Source organism: Streptomyces sp. CB01635 (genome assembly GCF_002803065.1).
Taxonomy (GTDB): Bacteria; Actinomycetota; Actinomycetes; order Streptomycetales; family Streptomycetaceae; genus Streptomyces.
On record NZ_NNBL01000023.1, the window covers coordinates 75,845 to 92,209 of the forward strand.

15 protein-coding genes are annotated in these 16,365 nt (G+C 72.7%); 10 read left to right on the forward strand and 5 right to left on the reverse strand.

What is annotated here, in order from left to right:
- Positions 1-4: 4 nt before the first annotated feature.
- Positions 5-1,351 (reverse strand): PH domain-containing protein, encoded by a 1,347-nt coding sequence (locus CG723_RS35885; protein ID WP_100597719.1) that lies wholly within the window; start codon positions 1,349-1,351, stop codon positions 5-7.
- On the reverse strand, positions 1,348-1,860 hold the full coding sequence (locus tag CG723_RS35890; protein WP_100597720.1) for a PH domain-containing protein: 513 nt from the start codon (positions 1,858-1,860) through the stop codon (positions 1,348-1,350). The genes CG723_RS35885 and CG723_RS35890 overlap by 4 nt, the downstream gene beginning before the upstream one ends.
- Before the next feature lie 31 nt (positions 1,861-1,891).
- Between CG723_RS35890 and CG723_RS35895 the strand changes: the two genes are divergently transcribed.
- Positions 1,892-3,043 (forward strand): NADH-quinone oxidoreductase subunit D, encoded by a 1,152-nt coding sequence (locus CG723_RS35895; RefSeq protein ID WP_100597721.1) that lies wholly within the window; start codon positions 1,892-1,894, stop codon positions 3,041-3,043.
- Here CG723_RS35895 and CG723_RS35900 read toward each other — a convergent pair.
- Positions 3,008-4,033 (reverse strand): SAM-dependent methyltransferase, encoded by a 1,026-nt coding sequence (locus CG723_RS35900; protein WP_100597722.1) that lies wholly within the window; start codon positions 4,031-4,033, stop codon positions 3,008-3,010. The two genes, CG723_RS35895 and CG723_RS35900, sit on opposite strands and share 36 nt — an antisense overlap.
- Before the next feature lie 118 nt (positions 4,034-4,151).
- Between CG723_RS35900 and CG723_RS35905 the strand changes: the two genes are divergently transcribed.
- Together CG723_RS35905 and CG723_RS35910 are read left to right on the forward strand one after the other, a co-directional pair.
- The gene (locus CG723_RS35905) at positions 4,152-5,354 is read left to right on the forward strand and encodes a sensor histidine kinase (RefSeq protein WP_100597723.1); all 1,203 of its coding nucleotides are present in this window, start codon (positions 4,152-4,154) and stop codon (positions 5,352-5,354) included.
- Positions 5,355-5,408: 54 nt separating this feature from the next.
- Complete coding sequence (locus CG723_RS35910) at positions 5,409-6,083, forward strand: response regulator (protein ID WP_100597724.1); 675 nt, start codon at positions 5,409-5,411, stop codon at positions 6,081-6,083.
- Between the two features lie 38 nt (positions 6,084-6,121).
- Here CG723_RS35910 and CG723_RS35915 read toward each other — a convergent pair whose 3' ends face one another.
- On the reverse strand, positions 6,122-7,228 hold the full coding sequence (locus CG723_RS35915; RefSeq protein WP_100597776.1) for a DUF5937 family protein: 1,107 nt from the start codon (positions 7,226-7,228) through the stop codon (positions 6,122-6,124).
- Between the two features lie 231 nt (positions 7,229-7,459).
- On the opposite strand from CG723_RS35915, the gene CG723_RS35920 reads away from it, so the two are divergent.
- On the forward strand, positions 7,460-7,678 hold the full coding sequence (locus CG723_RS35920) for a hypothetical protein (protein WP_100597725.1): 219 nt from the start codon (positions 7,460-7,462) through the stop codon (positions 7,676-7,678).
- Between the two features lie 40 nt (positions 7,679-7,718).
- Here the strand turns inward: CG723_RS35920 and CG723_RS35925 are convergent, their stop codons facing one another.
- On the reverse strand, positions 7,719-8,909 hold the full coding sequence (locus CG723_RS35925) for a threonine aldolase family protein (RefSeq protein WP_100597726.1): 1,191 nt from the start codon (positions 8,907-8,909) through the stop codon (positions 7,719-7,721).
- A gap of 134 nt (positions 8,910-9,043) precedes the next feature.
- On the opposite strand from CG723_RS35925, the gene CG723_RS35930 reads away from it, so the two are divergent.
- The 6 genes from CG723_RS35930 (at position 9,044) to CG723_RS35955 (ending at position 16,273) form a co-directional block, all read left to right on the forward strand.
- A complete protein-coding gene (locus CG723_RS35930; protein WP_100597727.1) occupies positions 9,044-9,973 on the forward strand; it encodes a Rossmann-like and DUF2520 domain-containing protein in 930 nt (309 codons plus the stop codon).
- A complete protein-coding gene (gene panC, locus CG723_RS35935) occupies positions 9,970-10,959 on the forward strand; it encodes a pantoate--beta-alanine ligase (protein WP_100597728.1) in 990 nt (329 codons plus the stop codon). The genes CG723_RS35930 and panC overlap by 4 nt, the downstream gene beginning before the upstream one ends.
- Entirely contained in the window at positions 10,956-12,710 is a 1,755-nt protein-coding gene (locus CG723_RS35940; RefSeq protein WP_100597729.1) for an L-aspartate oxidase, read from the forward strand. Before panC ends, CG723_RS35940 begins: the two co-directional genes overlap by 4 nt.
- A 5-nt stretch (positions 12,711-12,715) precedes the next feature.
- Complete coding sequence (gene nadC, locus CG723_RS35945) at positions 12,716-13,690, forward strand: carboxylating nicotinate-nucleotide diphosphorylase (RefSeq protein ID WP_100597730.1); 975 nt, start codon at positions 12,716-12,718, stop codon at positions 13,688-13,690.
- A gap of 5 nt (positions 13,691-13,695) precedes the next feature.
- A complete protein-coding gene (locus tag CG723_RS35950; RefSeq protein ID WP_100597731.1) occupies positions 13,696-14,493 on the forward strand; it encodes a type III pantothenate kinase in 798 nt (265 codons plus the stop codon).
- A 178-nt stretch (positions 14,494-14,671) separates the two neighbouring features.
- On the forward strand, positions 14,672-16,273 hold the full coding sequence (locus CG723_RS35955) for a hypothetical protein (protein WP_100597732.1): 1,602 nt from the start codon (positions 14,672-14,674) through the stop codon (positions 16,271-16,273).
- Positions 16,274-16,365: the final 92 nt, after the last annotated feature.

Sequence of the window (16,365 nt, forward strand, 5' to 3'; positions counted from 1 at the left end):
GCCCTCACGAAGCCATCCAGCGGTCCGGTCGTGCCACCTTCCGTCCCGTGCGTGAGCGGTCGGCCTGGGAGCGCAGGAGTTCCGCCGCCTCCCCGGCGTCCCGCAGCCGGGCCGTCACCGTCTTGTTGGCGCCCGTGTCCACATGGACGTCGGCCACGCCCCGGAACCGCTCCCAGGGCCCTTGTGTGAGCCGCACACTCTGCACCTTCGCGTGCGGCACCAGCGCGAGCCGCCGCCGCACCAGTCCGTGCCGGGACGCGAACACGGCGTCGGTCGTCGCGAGCCCGTTGCCCCGCCACCACACGGGCATGCACCACGCCGAGCGCTTGGGCGGCCGGGCGAACGCCTCCGCACCGGGCACCGTCACCCCCGGAAGCACCCGCTCCACCACGCCCTGGGCGACCTCGCGCGGCGCGACCGGCACGAGCACGGAGTTCGACGAGCCGGCCACGGCCAGCTCCACGCGCACCCAGCCGCGCCGTCGCCACAGCAGCGGCTCCACGATCCGAACGGTCTGCACCCGCCCCGGCGGCACCGTCTCGTGATCGCGGTCGAGGAGACCGTGGTCGATGCGCAGGCCGTCCGGCGACTCGCCCACCGTCCAGTCGTACTCCTTGATGAAGCGGCCCACGCTGTTCGTGCCCGCGCCGCCCACGAGCGGGATGGCCACTGCGAGCACCGTCCACAGGTTGTGGGTGGCGAACCACAGCAGGGTCGGCACGACGAACGCGGCGAGCAGCATGGCCCAGGGCCCGCCGGTGAGCAGGAGCGCGACGGCGAGCATGCGGGGCGGCACGTGCAGGATCTGCTCGGCCGGTGCCTCGCCGACGTCCCGCACGGTCTCGGGCGCGAACCCGGCGGCGCGGGCGAGCAGTTCGGCGCGCAGTTCGCGGGCCTCCCGCTCACCGAGATAGGCGAGTTCGTCCTTCTTGTCCGCGCCGACGACGTCCAGTTTGAGCTTGGCGACGCCCGCGAAGCGGGCGAGCAGCGGCTGGGTGACGTCCACGGCCTGGATCCGGTCGAGCCGGATGTGGGCGGTGCGGCGGAACAACAGGCCCGTACGGATGCGCAGTTCGGTGTCCGTGACGGAGAAGTGCGTGAACCACCAGGTCAGGAACCCGTAGAGGGCGGCGGCCGGGATCAGTACGGCGATGCCGATGAGGAGGGTGGTCGCGGTGAGCTGGGCGAGCCGGCGCTGCGCCTCGTTCAGGTCATGGACCGCCCAGCCGAGGACGATCGCGACGGGCGCCCAGGCGCGGCGCAGCGGGGTGACCGGGTGCAGGCGCCGCTCCGGCGCCTCGGCGGTCGCGTCCTGGTCCCGTACGTCCGCGTGGACGTCCGGGGCCGTCACAGCCCCGCCGATCGGGCCTCGCCGAGTTCGGTGAGCCGGTCGCGCAGGCGCTCGGCCTCGGTGGGCGTCAGGCCGGGGATGGTGGCGTCGGTTGCCGCGGCCGCCGTGTGCAGCTGAAGGCTCGCGAGCCCGAACTTCCGCTCGAGCGGCCCGGACGTGACCTCGACGAGCTGCATGCGTCCGTACGGCACGATCGTTTCCTCACGCCACAGGACGCCCCGGCTGATCAGCAGGTCGTCGGCGCGCTCGGCGTAGCGCCACGAACGCCAGTTGCGCCCGAGCATCGGCCATCCCCACAGCAGTCCGGCGAGCGGCAGCAGCGCGAACGCCGCCCACACGCCGCCGGCGAACACCCCGAGCAGCACCCCCACCGCCACCGTCAGCGGCACCAGCCACAGCACGAGCAGCAGCCTGCGCACCTTCAGCAGCCCTCTGGGAAGCCCGGTCCACACCGGCTCCGCCCCGGCTCCCGCCTTCGGAGCCGCCGTCCCCTCAGTCCCCGTTTCCATGCACCCACCCTACGTACGAGACACTGTTCCCATGACGCCCACGACGGAGACGACGGTCGGCATCGGCGGCGCGGCCGAGACCACCGACATGGTGCTCAACATCGGCCCGCAGCACCCGTCCACGCACGGGGTGCTGCGCCTGCGCCTCGTCCTCGACGGCGAGCGCATCCAGCAGGCCGAGCCGGTCATCGGCTATATGCACCGCGGCGCGGAGAAGCTCTTCGAGGCCCGCGACTACCGGCAGATCGTGATGCTGGCCAACCGCCACGACTGGCTCTCCGCCTTCTCGAGCGAACTCGGGGTCGTCCTCGCCGTCGAGCGGATGCTCGGCATGGAGGTCCCTGAGCGCGCGGTGTGGCTGCGCACCCTGCTCGCGGAGCTGAACCGGGTCCTCAACCATTTGATGTTCCTTGGTTCGTACCCGCTCGAACTGGGCGGAATCACCCCGGTGTTCTATGCCTTCCGGGAGCGCGAGGAACTCCAGAACGTCATGGAGGAGATGTCCGGCGGCCGCATGCACTACATGTTCAACCGCGTCGGCGGCCTCAAGGAGGACGTCCCGGCCGGCTGGACCACCCGCGCGCGTGAGGCGGTCGCCTCGGTCCGCTCGCGCATGGGCGTGTACGACGACCTGGTCCTCGGCAACGAGATCTTCCGCGGCCGCACGCGCGACGTGGGCGTGCTGTCCCCGGAGGCGGTGCACTCCTACGGAGTGAGCGGTCCGATCGCCCGCGCCTCCGGAGTCGACTTCGACCTGCGCCGCGACGAGCCGTACCTCGCGTACGGGGAGCTCCAGGACACCCTGAAGGTCGTCACGCGCAGCGAGGGCGACTGCCTGGCCCGCTTCGAGGTCCTCCTGGAGCAGACCCACAACGCCCTGGACCTCGCCGACGCCTGCCTGGACCGGCTCGCCGAGCTGCCGCCCGGCCCCGTCAACCAGCGCCTCCCGAAGGTACTCAAGGCGCCCGAGGGCCACACGTACGCGTGGACCGAGAACCCGCTGGGGATCAACGGCTACTACCTGGTCAGCAAGGGCGAGAAGACGCCGTACCGGCTCAAGCTGCGGTCCGCCTCCTACAACAACATCCAGGCGCTCACCGAGCTGCTGCCCGGCACGCTCGTCTCGGACATGGTGGCGATCCTCGGGTCACTGTTCTTCGTCGTCGGCGACATCGACAAGTAGCAGGTCCCGCGCCCGTACGCCCACCGGCTGCACCAGCCACCCGAAGTCGCCGAGTCCGCCCGCAGCGGTCAGCTCGGCGGCCTCGCCGGCTGCGGAGAGGGCCCGCACGTAGGCTGCCGGATCGCCGGCGGCGAGCGACAGCGGAGGACGGCCGCCGCTCACCCCGAGGGCGTGCAGGGCCGCGCGCTGCGAGAGGAGCAGGGCGCCCGGGAGCGCGCACGCGTCGAGCGCCACATGGGCCGTGATGTCGCACGAGCCGTCCGGCACCGGCGGGGTCTCACGGCCCTCACGGAAGCCCGTGAGCGTCCCGAAGGGCGGCCGGGCATCCCGGGAGTGCGCGTAGTCGACGGCGACCGCCACGCCGCGCTCCAGCATCCCCGCGGCCGCGGCCCAGGCGGTGTCCCTGGGGAGGCCGATCTCCGAGCGGAGCCCCGGTTCACCGGCGAGCGGCCACCACCGGGCCAGCCAGTCCGCCTCCGGACCGTCACCCATGGGCTCTCCGAGCTCCTCGGTCCCGTCCTGGTGCACGAGGACGTGGCGCGGCTCTCCGGAGGCGTCGGCCTCGACGACGTCCAGGGGGACGTTGTCGAGCCACTCGTTCGCGAAGAGGAGTCCGGTGACCCCCTTCGGGGGGTGCGCGCACCACTCGATGCGGTGGTCGAGGCCGGCGGGACGCTCCGCCCGCTCCACCGCGTACGCGCGCGTGCGGGCCGCCACGTCGGCGGGCAGCGCCCCCAGGACGCCCGTCACCAGCTCGCCGCGGCCCGCGCCCATGTCGACGAAGGCGAGCTCCGGCGGGGCCCCGAGCGCCTCGTCCACCCGGCACAGAAGCCGCGCGACGGCCCCGGCGAACAACGGCGACGCATGCACCGAAGTGCGGAAATGCCCCGCGGGTCCCTCGGGCCTGCGATAGAAGCCGCAGGGCCCGTACAGCGCCTCCTCCGTCGCCTCGCGCCAACCGCGCCCCGCACCCCACTGCTCGTTCGTCACAGGGAAAGGCTAGGTGCGGAGAAGGGGGCGGCCTCCACCTTGGGGAGTACGCCGGTGGCACTCGGATCGAACCTCCGGTTGACCCCTGCACACTGCACGCTTCTTTACGCTGGGTTACGTGCAGCGCCTCTACGACTTCTTCCGCCGACACCCGACGTGGGTCGACAGCTTCTGGGCCGTCGTCCTCCTCGGGGTCTCCGGCATGAGTCTGGTCGCGGGGCAGCAGGACATGCAGGGAGACGCCCGCCTCCTGGGTGTCCCCGTCGTCCTGGCGCTGAGCCTGGCCGTCGCCCTGCGCAGGCGTCTTCCCGAGCGGATGCTGATCCTCATCGCCGTCGTGGGCGTCTTCCAGCTCGTCGCGAACGTCCGCGTGCAGCCGGCCGACTTCGCCATGCTGGTGATCATCTACACCGTGGCGGCGGACAGCCCCCGCTGGGCTTCCAGATTCGCGCTCGTCGGAGGCCTGTGCGCGGCGCCGCTCTCGCAGCTGCGCTGGCCGATGCACGAGACGAGCAGCGCGGGCAACGTGCTGATCACCATCTTCCAGATGGTGCCGTTCGCCCTCGCCTGGGTGCTCGGCGACTCCGTCCGCACGCGCCGCGCCTACCTGGCGCAGCTGGAGGAGCGCGCCGCCCGTCTGGAGACGGAGCGCGAGGCCCAGTCGAAGGTCGCGGTCGCCGCCGAGCGGGCCCGGATCGCACGCGAACTGCACGACGTCGTCGCGCACAACGTGTCGGTGATGGTGGTGCAGGCGGACGGCGCCGCGTACGTCATGGACACCGCTCCCGAGCAGGCCAGGAAGGCCCTGGAGACGATCTCCGGGACCGGCCGGCAGGCGCTCGCCGAGATGCGGCGCCTCCTCGGAGTGCTGCGCACCGGCGAGCACCAGGAGAGCGGCGAGTACGTGCCGCAGCCCGACGTCGAGCAGCTCGACGAGCTGATAGAGCAGGTGCGCACCGCGGGCCTTCCCGTCGACTTCAAGGTCGAGGGCACCCCGCGCCCGCTGCCCAGCGGCGTGGAGCTGACCGCGTACCGCATCGTGCAGGAGGCGCTCACCAACACCCGTAAGCACGGCGGCGCGAACGCGGGCGCGAGCGTCCGGCTCGTCTACTTCGACGACGGCCTCGGCCTGCTCGTCGAGGACGACGGCAAGGGCGCCCCGCACGAGCTGTACGAGGACGGGGGCGCCGACGGCCGCGGGCACGGGCTCATCGGCATGCGGGAGCGCGTCGGTATGGTCGGCGGGACGCTCGACGCGGGACCGCGCCCCGGCGGCGGATTCCGGATCAGCGCGCTGCTGCCGCTCAAGCCCGCCCACTGACGCCGCACACGTACCGAACCCGACCCCGTACACGTACCGAAAGGGACCCCCTTCATGGCGATCCGCGTGATGCTCGTCGACGACCAGGTGCTGCTGCGCACCGGTTTCCGGATGGTGCTCGCCGCCCAGCCGGACATGGAGGTCGTCGCCGAGGCGGGCGACGGGGTCGAGGCCCTTGAGGTGCTGCGCGGAACGGCGGTCGACGTGGTCCTGATGGACGTCCGCATGCCGAAGCTGGACGGCGTGGAGACGACCCGGCGGATCTGCCTGGAGGACAACCCGCCGAAGGTACTCATCCTGACGACGTTCGACCTCGACGAGTACGCCTTCTCGGGGCTGAAGGCCGGGGCGTCGGGGTTCATGCTCAAGGACGTGCCGCCCGGCGAACTGCTCGGCGCGATCCGGGCCGTGCACAGCGGCGACGCCGTGGTCGCGCCGTCGACGACGCGGCGGCTGCTCGACCGCTTCGCGCCGATGCTGCCCAGCTCCGGGAAGGAGCCGCAGCTCGCCGAGCTCGGCCGGCTGACCGAGCGCGAGCGCGAGGTCATGATCCTCGTCGCGCAGGGCCTGTCGAACGGCGAGATCGCCGCCCGGCTCGTCCTGTCGGAGGCGACGGTGAAGACGCACGTGGGCCGCATCCTCACCAAGCTGAACCTGCGCGACCGCGTCCAGGTCGTCGTACTCGCCTATGAGACGGGGCTCGTACGGGCCGGCGGCGGGGCAGCCTGACGGTCCATGCGCGCCGGGCCTGACCCAAACGAAAGCCCCTAGCGCAGTACGCCCTCGATGAAGTCGCTGCCCAGGCGGGCGACGGCCGTCAGATCCAGCTGGTGCTGGACGTAGCGGCCCCGGCGGCGCGTGGTGATCAGGCCCGCCTTCTTGAGCACGGTCAGATGCCGGGATATCTCCGGCGCCGTCATCCCGTGCGCGTCGGAGAGCTCGCTCGTCGTGTACGCGCCGCGGGCGAGGTGGCGGCACAGGCGCATGCGTACGGGATGCGCGAGGGCCGTCATCCGGCGCGTGAGCTGCTCGACGGTGGCCGGTGTGGTGAGGCCGGGTGAGCCGACGGGATACGTGATCGCGGGCTGCCATCCGAAGCGGTGCAGCACCATGAGGTGCGGCCAGCCGAGGCTGGTCGGCACGAGAACGAGGCCGCCGTCCTCCGTGGTCGTACGGCCCACGGTGATCTTGTCGACCGTGATCAGGTTCGCCGGCTCGTCGAGCGTGACGACAGACGACACCGCCGTCAGCGCCTCGGCCAGGCCCTTGCGCCTCAGGAGCTCGGTCTTGTGCCGCGCGTCGGCGGCCAGCTGGTGGTGGACGCGGGCCCAGATGTCCGCGAAGAACGCCTCCTCGCAGTCCTCCACGAGCCTTCGGAACCAGGCGCGCACCGCGGGCGGGTCGTCCAGGAGCCGCTGGGTGAACTGGACCTGGGGCAGGCCGCGCGTGGCCGCGAGGTCCAGGGCGCGGCGGTGCATGTCCGGGTCTTCCAGCGGGTTGGCCTCGCGCAACGCGTAGCTGTTCTGGCAGGTGAACTCCAGTGCCGCGTCCACGAACTGACGGTCGGTCAGTTTGTCGAGGAGGTCGAGTTCCTCGGCGAGGGTGGCGCCGGGCAGGGCGGCCCGGCCCGGGATCCCGGCGAACGGCGCGAACACGTCCGAGAACGTCGTCCGCCACAGGAAGTCCGCCTCGCACAGCCGGTCCGCGAGGCCAGGGTCGAGGCGCGCGGACACCGCCGTCGTCCAGCCCTGGAGCCCCGGGTGGTGCGCGGGCTCGGCCAGCGCGTGCAGCGCCATGCCCAGCTCGGACAGGGGCGAGGGCACGACGCTGATCCGCTCCGGGGCCAGTCCGCTGATGTCGATGCTCACGCTCATGACCCCATGGTGCACGCAGGATCTGACAACCGAGTTCTCGATTGACGTCTCCCGTCAATCGACGTGACCGGGCGGGGCCGCCGGGCGGAGTCTTCTTCAGGTCGGACCGAAGCGGCAAAGGGCAATGAATGTCAAGCAGTGCCATAAAGCCCTGCAAAACACATAAAGCTCTCTGAATAGCCGCATTTCTTGTCATGGCGTGACAATGAGAAGACCAGCGAGGGGTACGTCATGAGCGTCAATCAGCAATACGCACTGGATGTCTACCGCGCCTCCCTGCATGGGGAGCCCGCCCCGCCGGCGCCGGGCGTCCACGACTGGAGCGCCGTCCGCGAGCTGCGCGACTACCGCCGCTTCCGCGCGGTCATCGCCGGCCGCCCGGCGCACGGCCGGATCCGGGCGGCCCTGGCCCGCCTGATCCACCCGCAGCGCCGCGCGGCGGGCTGCTGACCCGGCCGGCCTCTGACGGGCGCAGGTAGGGCGGCGCCGGTCAGGCGTCCCCGTCGGCGGTCTCCGGAGGGATCCGTGCCACGAAGTCCGCGACGGCCGCGCGGACGTCGTCGGCGGTCCATTCGAGCCCGCGCGCGGACACCGTGACCTCGGTGACCGAGAGCCCCGGAGGGCCCTGCTCCCACCAGCGCCGGAACAGCGACGTCCGGGTCTGTTCGGCCTGCGTCACCGACGCCTCGTCCAGCCGCTCGGAGCTGTACGGCAGCCAGACCTGGAACTCGTGCGTGTGCGGCACCTCGGGGTGCACCCGCACCCAGGGCACCCCGGCCTCGGCGAACCCTTCGCGCAGCGCCTCGGCGACCACGCGCGCGTGGGCCACGTAGTCGGGCACGCGCGGCAGCTCCCGCTCCAGGCCGACCAGGGCCGAGAGCACCGCGGGGAACTGCTGGAAGAGCTGGCCGCCGTAGCGGTGCCGCCAGGTCTTCGCCTCTTCGACGAACGACCGGGGCCCGGCGAGCGCCGCTCCGCTGAGGCCGCCGAGGGTCTTGTAGAACGACACGTACACGCTGTCGGCGAGATCGGCGATCTCGGCCAGGGAGCGCCCGAAGTGGGTGGTGCACTCCCACAGGCGCGCTCCGTCGAAGTGCACGACGGCGTCCCGTTCCCTGGCCGCCTCGGTGACGGCGACCAGCTCGTCCCAGGTGGGCAGGACATAACCGGCGTCCCGGAGCGGCAGTTCGAGCATCAGCGCGCCGAAGGGCTCGGCGAAGTCGCGCACCTCGTCGGCGTTCGGCAGCCGCGGCTCGCTCGTCGGGTGGACGGTGCGCAGGCCGCTCAGGGCGCCGAAGGCACCGCGCTCGTGCCGCTCCGGGTGTGCCATCGGGTGCAGGGCGACCGTCGGGTTGCCCGTACGGCCCGCCCAGCAGCGCAGCGCGACCTGCTGCGCCATCGTGCCGGTGGGGAAGTAGGCCGCCGCCTCCGTGCCGAGGAGCCCCGCGACGCGCTCCTCCAGGTCGGCGACGATGCCGTCGCCGTACAGATCGCTGGTCCGGCCGGGGTCGGCGACGGACCAGGCAGCCTCCGTGAGCGCCGTCAGACGCTCACCGATGGTGGCGTCGAGGCCGTGCACGCCGAGGATCCGCTCGGCACCCCGCAGAGCCGCGGCGCGGCGGGCCCGCGCCTTCGTCGCGTCGTCCTCTGCGGTGTTCTCCCGCTCTTCGCTCTCCGTCATCCACCGATCATGTCGTACGCGCGTGCGGTTGCCCACAGCCTCTGGATGGGACGGAGCCCGCGGAGCAGATCGCGTTAACATGACGAGAAATCGTCCGGTACCCCGAGCGGACTGGAACGGAAGGCCGTCGTCCTGTGAACGCACCTCCTCGACCCGAACCCACCGACCCCAGGGACCGCCCCGCCCGGCTGACCGTCGGAGTGGTCGGCGCGGGCCGTGTCGGCCCCGCCCTCGCGGCCTCTCTGGCCCTCGCGGGACACCGCCCGGTCGCCGTCTCCGCGGTCTCCGAGGGATCCGTGCGCCGGGCCGGCCTCATGCTGCCCGACGTCCCCGTCGTGACGCCCGCCGAGGTCCTCGCGCGCGCCGAACTCGTGCTGCTCACGGTGCCCGACGACGCGCTGCCCGGCCTCGTGGAGGGGCTCGTCGAGACCGGTTCCGTACGCCCGGGACAGCTGATCGTGCACACCTCGGGGCGCTACGGCACCAAGGTGCTCGACCCCGCACTGCGGGCCGGCGCCCTGCCGCTCGCGCTGCACCCCGCGATGACGTTCACCGGCACCCCCGTAGACGTACAGCGGCTGGCCGGCTGCTCCTTCGGCGTGACCGCGCCCGAGGAGCTGCGGCTCGCAGCGGAGGCGCTCGTCATCGAGATGGGCGGCGAGCCCGAGTGGATCCGTGAGGAGTCGCGCCCGCTGTACCACGCGGCGCTGGCCCTCGGCGCCAACCACCTGGTCACGCTGGTCGCCGAGTCCATGGAACTGCTGCGGGCCGCGGGCGTCGAGGCCCCCGACCGGATGCTCGGCCCGCTGCTCGGCGCGGCCCTCGACAACGCCCTCAGGTCCGGTGACGCCGCGCTCACCGGGCCCGTCGCGCGCGGGGACGCGGGCACGGTCGCCGCCCATGTCGCCGAGCTGCGCGAGCACGCGCCCCAGACCGTCGCCGGGTATCTGGCGATGGCCCGCGCCACCGCCGACCGTGCCCTCGCGCACGGCCTGCTCAAGCCCGAACTCGCCGAGGACCTCCTGGGGGTTCTGGCCGACGGCGCCGAGGGAGACCAGCGATGACCACCGTGCTGCACACCGCCGATGAACTCCGCACGCGCGCGCGTGCGGGCCGCCGCGCCGTCGTCATGACCATGGGGGCGCTGCACGACGGCCACGCCGAACTGATCCGCACGGCGCGCTCGCTCGCCGGCGCCGACGGCGAAGTGGTGACGACGGTCTTCGTGAACCCGCTCCAGTTCGGCGCGGGCGAGGACCTCGACCGCTATCCGCGCACCCTCGACTCCGACATCAAGATCGCCGAACAGGCGGGCGCCGACGTCGTGTTCGCGCCCTCCGCGGACGAGGTCTACCCCGGCGGCGAACCCCAGGTCCGCGTCACCGCCGGCCCCATGGGGGAGCGCCTCGAAGGCGCCTCGCGGCCCGGCCACTTCGACGGCATGCTCACCGTCGTCGCCAAGCTGCTCCACCTGACCGCGGCCGACATCGCGCTGTTCGGGCAGAAGGACGCCCAGCAGCTCGCTCTGATCCGCCGCATGGTGCGCGACCTGAACTTCGCCGTGGAGATCGTCGGCGTGCCCACCGTGCGCGAGCACGACGGCCTGGCCCTCTCCAGCCGCAACCGCTACCTCTCCGCCGACGAGCGGCGCACCGCGCTCGCCCTCTCCCAGGCGCTCTTCGCCGGCCGCGACCGGCACGCCGCCCAGGAGGCCCTGCGCGCGCGTGCCCACGAAGCGCCCTCCACGCACGCGCGTGCCGACGCCCTGAACGCGATAGGCGAGGCCCGTGCCGCCGCCGACGCGCACGCCGTCGCGAAGGCCTCGCCCGGCGGCCCCGAAGCCGTCCGCGCCGCGGCCCGCCAGGTCCTCGACGAGGCCGCCCGCGTCCGGCCGCCGCTCACGCTGGACTACCTCGCTCTCGTCGACCCGGCCGACTTCACGGACGTGCAGCGCGGCCACATCGGAGAGGCCGTGCTCGCCGTCGCCGCCAGGGTCGGCTCGACGCGGCTGATCGACAACATCCCCCTGACCTTCGGAGCTCCCGTATGAGTGCCACAGGGACCACAGTCACCGGCACGGCGACCGGCATACGCCTGCACGCGCCCGCGCCCGGCTGGTCCGTCACCGCCGATGTCGTGATCGTCGGCTCCGGCGTCGCCGGTCTCACCGCGGCCCTGCGCTGCCAGGCGGCCGGACTGCGGACCGTCGTCGTCACCAAGGCCCGTCTCGACGACGGCTCCACGCGCTGGGCACAGGGCGGCGTCGCCGCGGCGCTCGGCGACGGTGACACCCCCGAGCAGCATCTCGAGGACACGCTCGTCGCGGGCGTGGGCCTGTGCGACGAGGAAGCGGTCCGCACCCTCGTCACGGAGGGCCCCGACGCCGTACGCCGCCTCATCGCGACCGGCGCGCACTTCGACGAGTCGGCCGACGGCGACCTCGCGCTCACCCGCGAGGGCGGCCACCACCGCCGCCGCATCGCGCACGCGGGCGGCGACGCCACCGGCGCCGAGATCTCCCGCGCCCTCGTCGAGGCGGTACGCGCGCGGGGCATCAGGACCGTGGAGAACGCCCTGGTCCTCGACCTCCTCACGGACGCCGACGGCCGCACGGCGGGCGTCTCCCTGCACGTCATGGGGGAGGGCCAGCACGACGGCGTCGGCGCGGCGCTCGCCCCCGCCGTGGTCCTCGCGACCGGCGGCATGGGCCAGGTCTTCTCGGCCACCACCAACCCGCACGTCTCCACCGGCGACGGCGTCGCGCTCGCCCTGCGCGCGGGCGCCGAGGTGTCCGACCTCGAATTCGTGCAGTTCCACCCGACGGTGCTCTTCCTCGGCGCGGACGCGGAGGGCCAGCAGCCCCTGGTCTCCGAGGCCGTACGCGGCGAGGGCGCCCACCTCGTCGACGCCGACGGGGTGCGCTTCATGGTCGGCCAGCACGAACTGGCCGAGCTCGCGCCCCGCGACATCGTCGCCAAGGGCATCACGCGCCGCATGCAGGAGCAGGGCGCCGAGCACATGTACCTGGACGCCCGGCACTTCGGCGCCGAGATGTGGGAGAACCGGTTCCCCACGATCCTCGCCGCCTGCCGCGCCCACGGCATCGACCCGGTCACCGAGCCCGTCCCCGTGGCCCCCGCCGCCCACTACGCCTCCGGAGGCGTCCGCACGGACCTCCAGGGCCGCACGACGGTCCCCGGCCTGTACGCGTGCGGAGAGGTCGCCTGCACCGGCGTCCACGGCGCGAACCGGCTCGCCTCCAACTCCCTCCTGGAGGGCCTGGTCTACGCCGAGCGCATCGCGGACGACATCGCCGCGAGCCACCGGGAAAACGGCCTCCACGCGCGCGTGCCGGCCCCTGTGCCGCACCCGGAGATCCCGACCCACCCTCTGATGCCGCCCGAGGCACGGTTCGCCATCCAGCGCGTCATGACGCAGGGCGCGGGCGTGCTGCGCTCCGCCGACTCCCTCGCCGAGGCCGCCGCGGGACTCGGCCGCATCCACGCCGAGGCGGCGGGCGCCCTCGCGGAGAACGGCAAGACCGCGGAGCCCGGCGTCGACACCTGGGAGGCCACCAACCTCCTGTGCGTCGCCCGCGTCCTCGTCGCCGCGGCCCGCCGCCGCGAGGAGACCCGCGGCTGCCATTGGCGCGAGGACCACGCCGACCGCGATGACGCGGCATGGCGCCGCCACATCGTCGTACGGCTGAATCCCGACCGGACGCTGGCCGCGCACACCACGCCCACCGCAGAATTCCCCCCGACCCGCCCCGAGTGCCGTACACACCAGCAGGAGCAGTGAGAGACGTGAGCACCCCCGACCTCCCCCTCGCCGAGAGCGGCGGCTGCGGCGACGGCTGCGGCTGCGGCGGAGCCGACGCCGACATGATGGAGTGCGGCCTCGACCCCGCCCTCGCCCAGCTCCTGGCCGACGCGGGGCTCGACCCCGTGGAGGTCGAGGACATCGCGCACATGGCCATCGCCGAGGACCTGGACGGCGGCGTGGACGTCACCACGGTCGCCACCATCCCCGAGGACGCCGTCGCCACCGCCGACTTCACCGCCCGTGAGGACGGCGTCGTGGCGGGCCTGCGCGTCGCCGAGGCCGTGCTCTCCGTGGTCTGCACCGACGAGTTCGAGGTCGAGCGGCACGCAGAGGACGGCGACCGGATCACCGCCGGGCAGAAGCTCCTCAGCGTCACCACCCGCACCCGCGACCTGCTGACCGCCGAGCGCAGCGCCCTCAACATCCTGTGCCGCCTGTCCGGCATCGCGTCCGCCACGCGCGCGTGGGCGGACGCGCTGGAGGGGACCACGGCGAAGGTCCGCGACACCCGCAAGACGACGCCCGGCCTGCGCTCCCTGGAGAAGTTCGCCGTCCGCATGGGCGGCGGCGTCAACCACCGCATGTCGCTCTCGGACGCGGCCCTGGTCAAGGACAACCACGTGGTCGCCGCCGGCGGCGTCGCACAGGCCTTCAAGGCCGTACGGGAGTCCTTCCCGGACCTCGCCGTCGAGGTCGAGGTCGACACCCTGAACCAGCTGCGCGAGGTCGTGGAGGCGGGCGCCGACCTGATCCTCCTGGACAACTTCACGCCGGCCGAGACCCAGGAGGCCGTCGCGATCGTCGCCGGCCGCGCCCTCCTGGAGTCCTCGGGACGGCTGACCCTGGCGAACGCGCGCGAGTACGCCGCGACGGGCGTCGACTTCCTCGCGGTGGGCGCGCTGACCCACTCGTCGCCGATCCTGGACATCGGCCTCGACCTGCGCGCGGCGGAGTAGTCGCCATGCTGCTCACCATCGACGTAGGCAACACGCACACCGTCCTCGGCCTGTTCGACGGGGAGGAGATCGTCGAGCACTGGCGCATCTCCACCGACGCCCGCCGCACCGCCGACGAACTCGCCGTGCTCCTCCAGGGCCTGATGGGCATGCACCCGCTGCTCGGCGACGAGCTCGGCGACGGCATCGACGGCATCGCCATCTGTTCGACCGTCCCCTCGGTCCTGCACGAACTGCGCGAGGTCACCCGCCGCTACTACGGCGACGTCCCCGCCGTCCTGGTCGAACCCGGCATCAAGACCGGCGTCCCGATCCTCATGGACAACCCCAAGGAGGTCGGCGCCGACCGCATCATCAACGCGGTGGCGGCGGTCGAGCTCTACGGGGGGCCCGCCATCGTCGTCGACTTCGGCACGGCGACCACCTTCGACGCGGTCTCCGCACGCGGGGAGTACGCCGGCGGCGTCATCGCCCCCGGTATCGAGATCTCCGTGGAGGCGCTGGGCGTCAGGGGCGCCCAGCTCCGCAAGATCGAGATCGCCCGTCCGCGCAGCGTCATCGGCAAGAACACCGTCGAGGCCATGCAGTCCGGCATCCTGTACGGCTTCGCGGGCCAGGTCGACGGCGTCGTGACCCGCATGGCGCGCGAACTCGCCGACGACCCGGACGACGTGACCGTCATCGCCACCGGGGGTCTTGCGCCCATGGTGCTCGGTGAGGCCGCGGTGATCGACGAGCACGAGCCGTGGCTCACCCTGATCGGCCTGCGCCTGGTCTACGAGCGGAACGTCTCCCGCTCCTGACGCCTCTTTCGGCTACGCGCCCTTTCGGCTGCGCCCCAACTGCCCCTTCGCGCACGGACTTTCGACAAGGCGTGCGCGAAGGGTGCAACCGTTCGTACGCTTCGCTCGTCTCCGCAGAGACGGGGCACGAGTCGGCATGCGATGGACGTGGGGCGAAATGTGGCGTAAGGGCAGACAGTTGGCGGCTGCGACGGCGGCCATCGCGCTGACCGGGGTCGGTCTCACCGGTGCCACGGCCTGGGCCGCGGACCCCACGCCTCCCACGCAGTCCTACGCAGTCATCACGGCGCCCGCACAGATAGCCGTCCCGGCGTCGGGTACGTCCATCGCCCCCGGGGTCGGCTACGGCTTCGCCGACGACGGCGTGGACGGGCTCCCGCTGCCGGAGAACGCCAAGCTGGTGATCGACGCGAGCGGCCTCAAGGGCATTGCCACGATCAAGGCCGAGAACGACCAGTGCACGGCGGTCGGCGCCGTCGTCACGTGCCTGGACAACGGCAATCTGCACGGCCCGTTCGAACCCTTCACGCTCAGCGCGGTCGCCGGCACGAAGCCCGGCGACACCGGAACGCTGCGCTACGAGGTCACGGCGGACAAGGCGACCCCCGACACCGAGACCTCCAAGGTCGTCATCGGCTCCCCGAAGATCCAGGTCGCCGCACTGCCCGCCAGGTCCGGCCTGACGCCCGGCCAGTCCGTCGGCTACCCCGTGGTCCTGCGCAACACCGGCGACCTGCCCACCGAACAGATCACCGTCCGCCTCACGGGCAGCCCGGGCGTCATGTTCGCGGGGAAGCACAGCAACTGCCTCTACCTGCCGGGCGACTTCGGCAGGGACGACGCCGACGTGACCTGCGTGTTCAAGACGGCGATCGCCCCGGGTGCCACGGTTGGATTCTCCAACCCGCTCGAAGGGTCCCTCGGCAAGGACGCCTTCCACACCTGGACCGACATCACCGCCGAGGCCGTCCCGGCCTCCTCCGGTACGGACACCGGCGGCACCCCCGGCAAGGGCGCCGCGCTCACCCTGAGCCCCGCCACGGGCACGGACTTCGCCGACAGTCACCGGGTGACGTACGACGCCGACAACGCCGCGGACTTCCTCGCGGTCGGCGCCGTCCTCGTCCCCGGCAAGAAGGGCTCCACCCACCCGCTCGCGTTCGGCCTGCGCAACGCGGGCCCCGCCGTGGTCGCCCACCCCGACAGCAAGCCCGTGGCCTACGCCGAGGTGACGCTCCCCAAGGGCGTCGTCGCCAAGAGCGTGCGCGTCGACGAGGAGCCCGACGACCAGGCGAGCGGCGACTGCTACACGTACACCGGCGGCAAGACCTCGCCCTTCGAGCCGGGCCACCGCCGCTACCTCTGCCCGGACACCGTCTCCGAGGAGAGCGGCGACGGCCAGATGTACCGCTTCCAGGTCAGTTACGAGAAGGACCTCGCCGCCGGCGCCGCCCGCGGCACGGTCACCGTGCGCCCCGGCGACGGGATCGTCCTGAACGACCCGGACCAGTCGAACGACGAGGCGGCGATCACCGTCGGTGAGGCGTCCTCCTCCCCGTCGCCGTCGCCGTCTCCGTCGGCCTCGGGCGGCACCGCGACCCCCTCGCCCTCCGCTTCCGCCACGGTCTCCGTGACGTCGGGTGGCTCGGGGACCTCGGGCACGTCCGGGTCCATGGCGGCGACGGGTGCCGGGTTCCTGCCGTGGCTGGCGGCGGCCGCTGCCGCGGCGCTCGGCGTGGGCGCGATCGTGTTCGCCATGTCACGGCGCCGGGCCGAGTGACCTGGGTGCCCAGGGGCGACTGACCGCACCCGGAGCCACGCCGTAAATTGGCGGTTAAACGGATTTTGTCCGTTGTGCTGCGTATCGTCGGC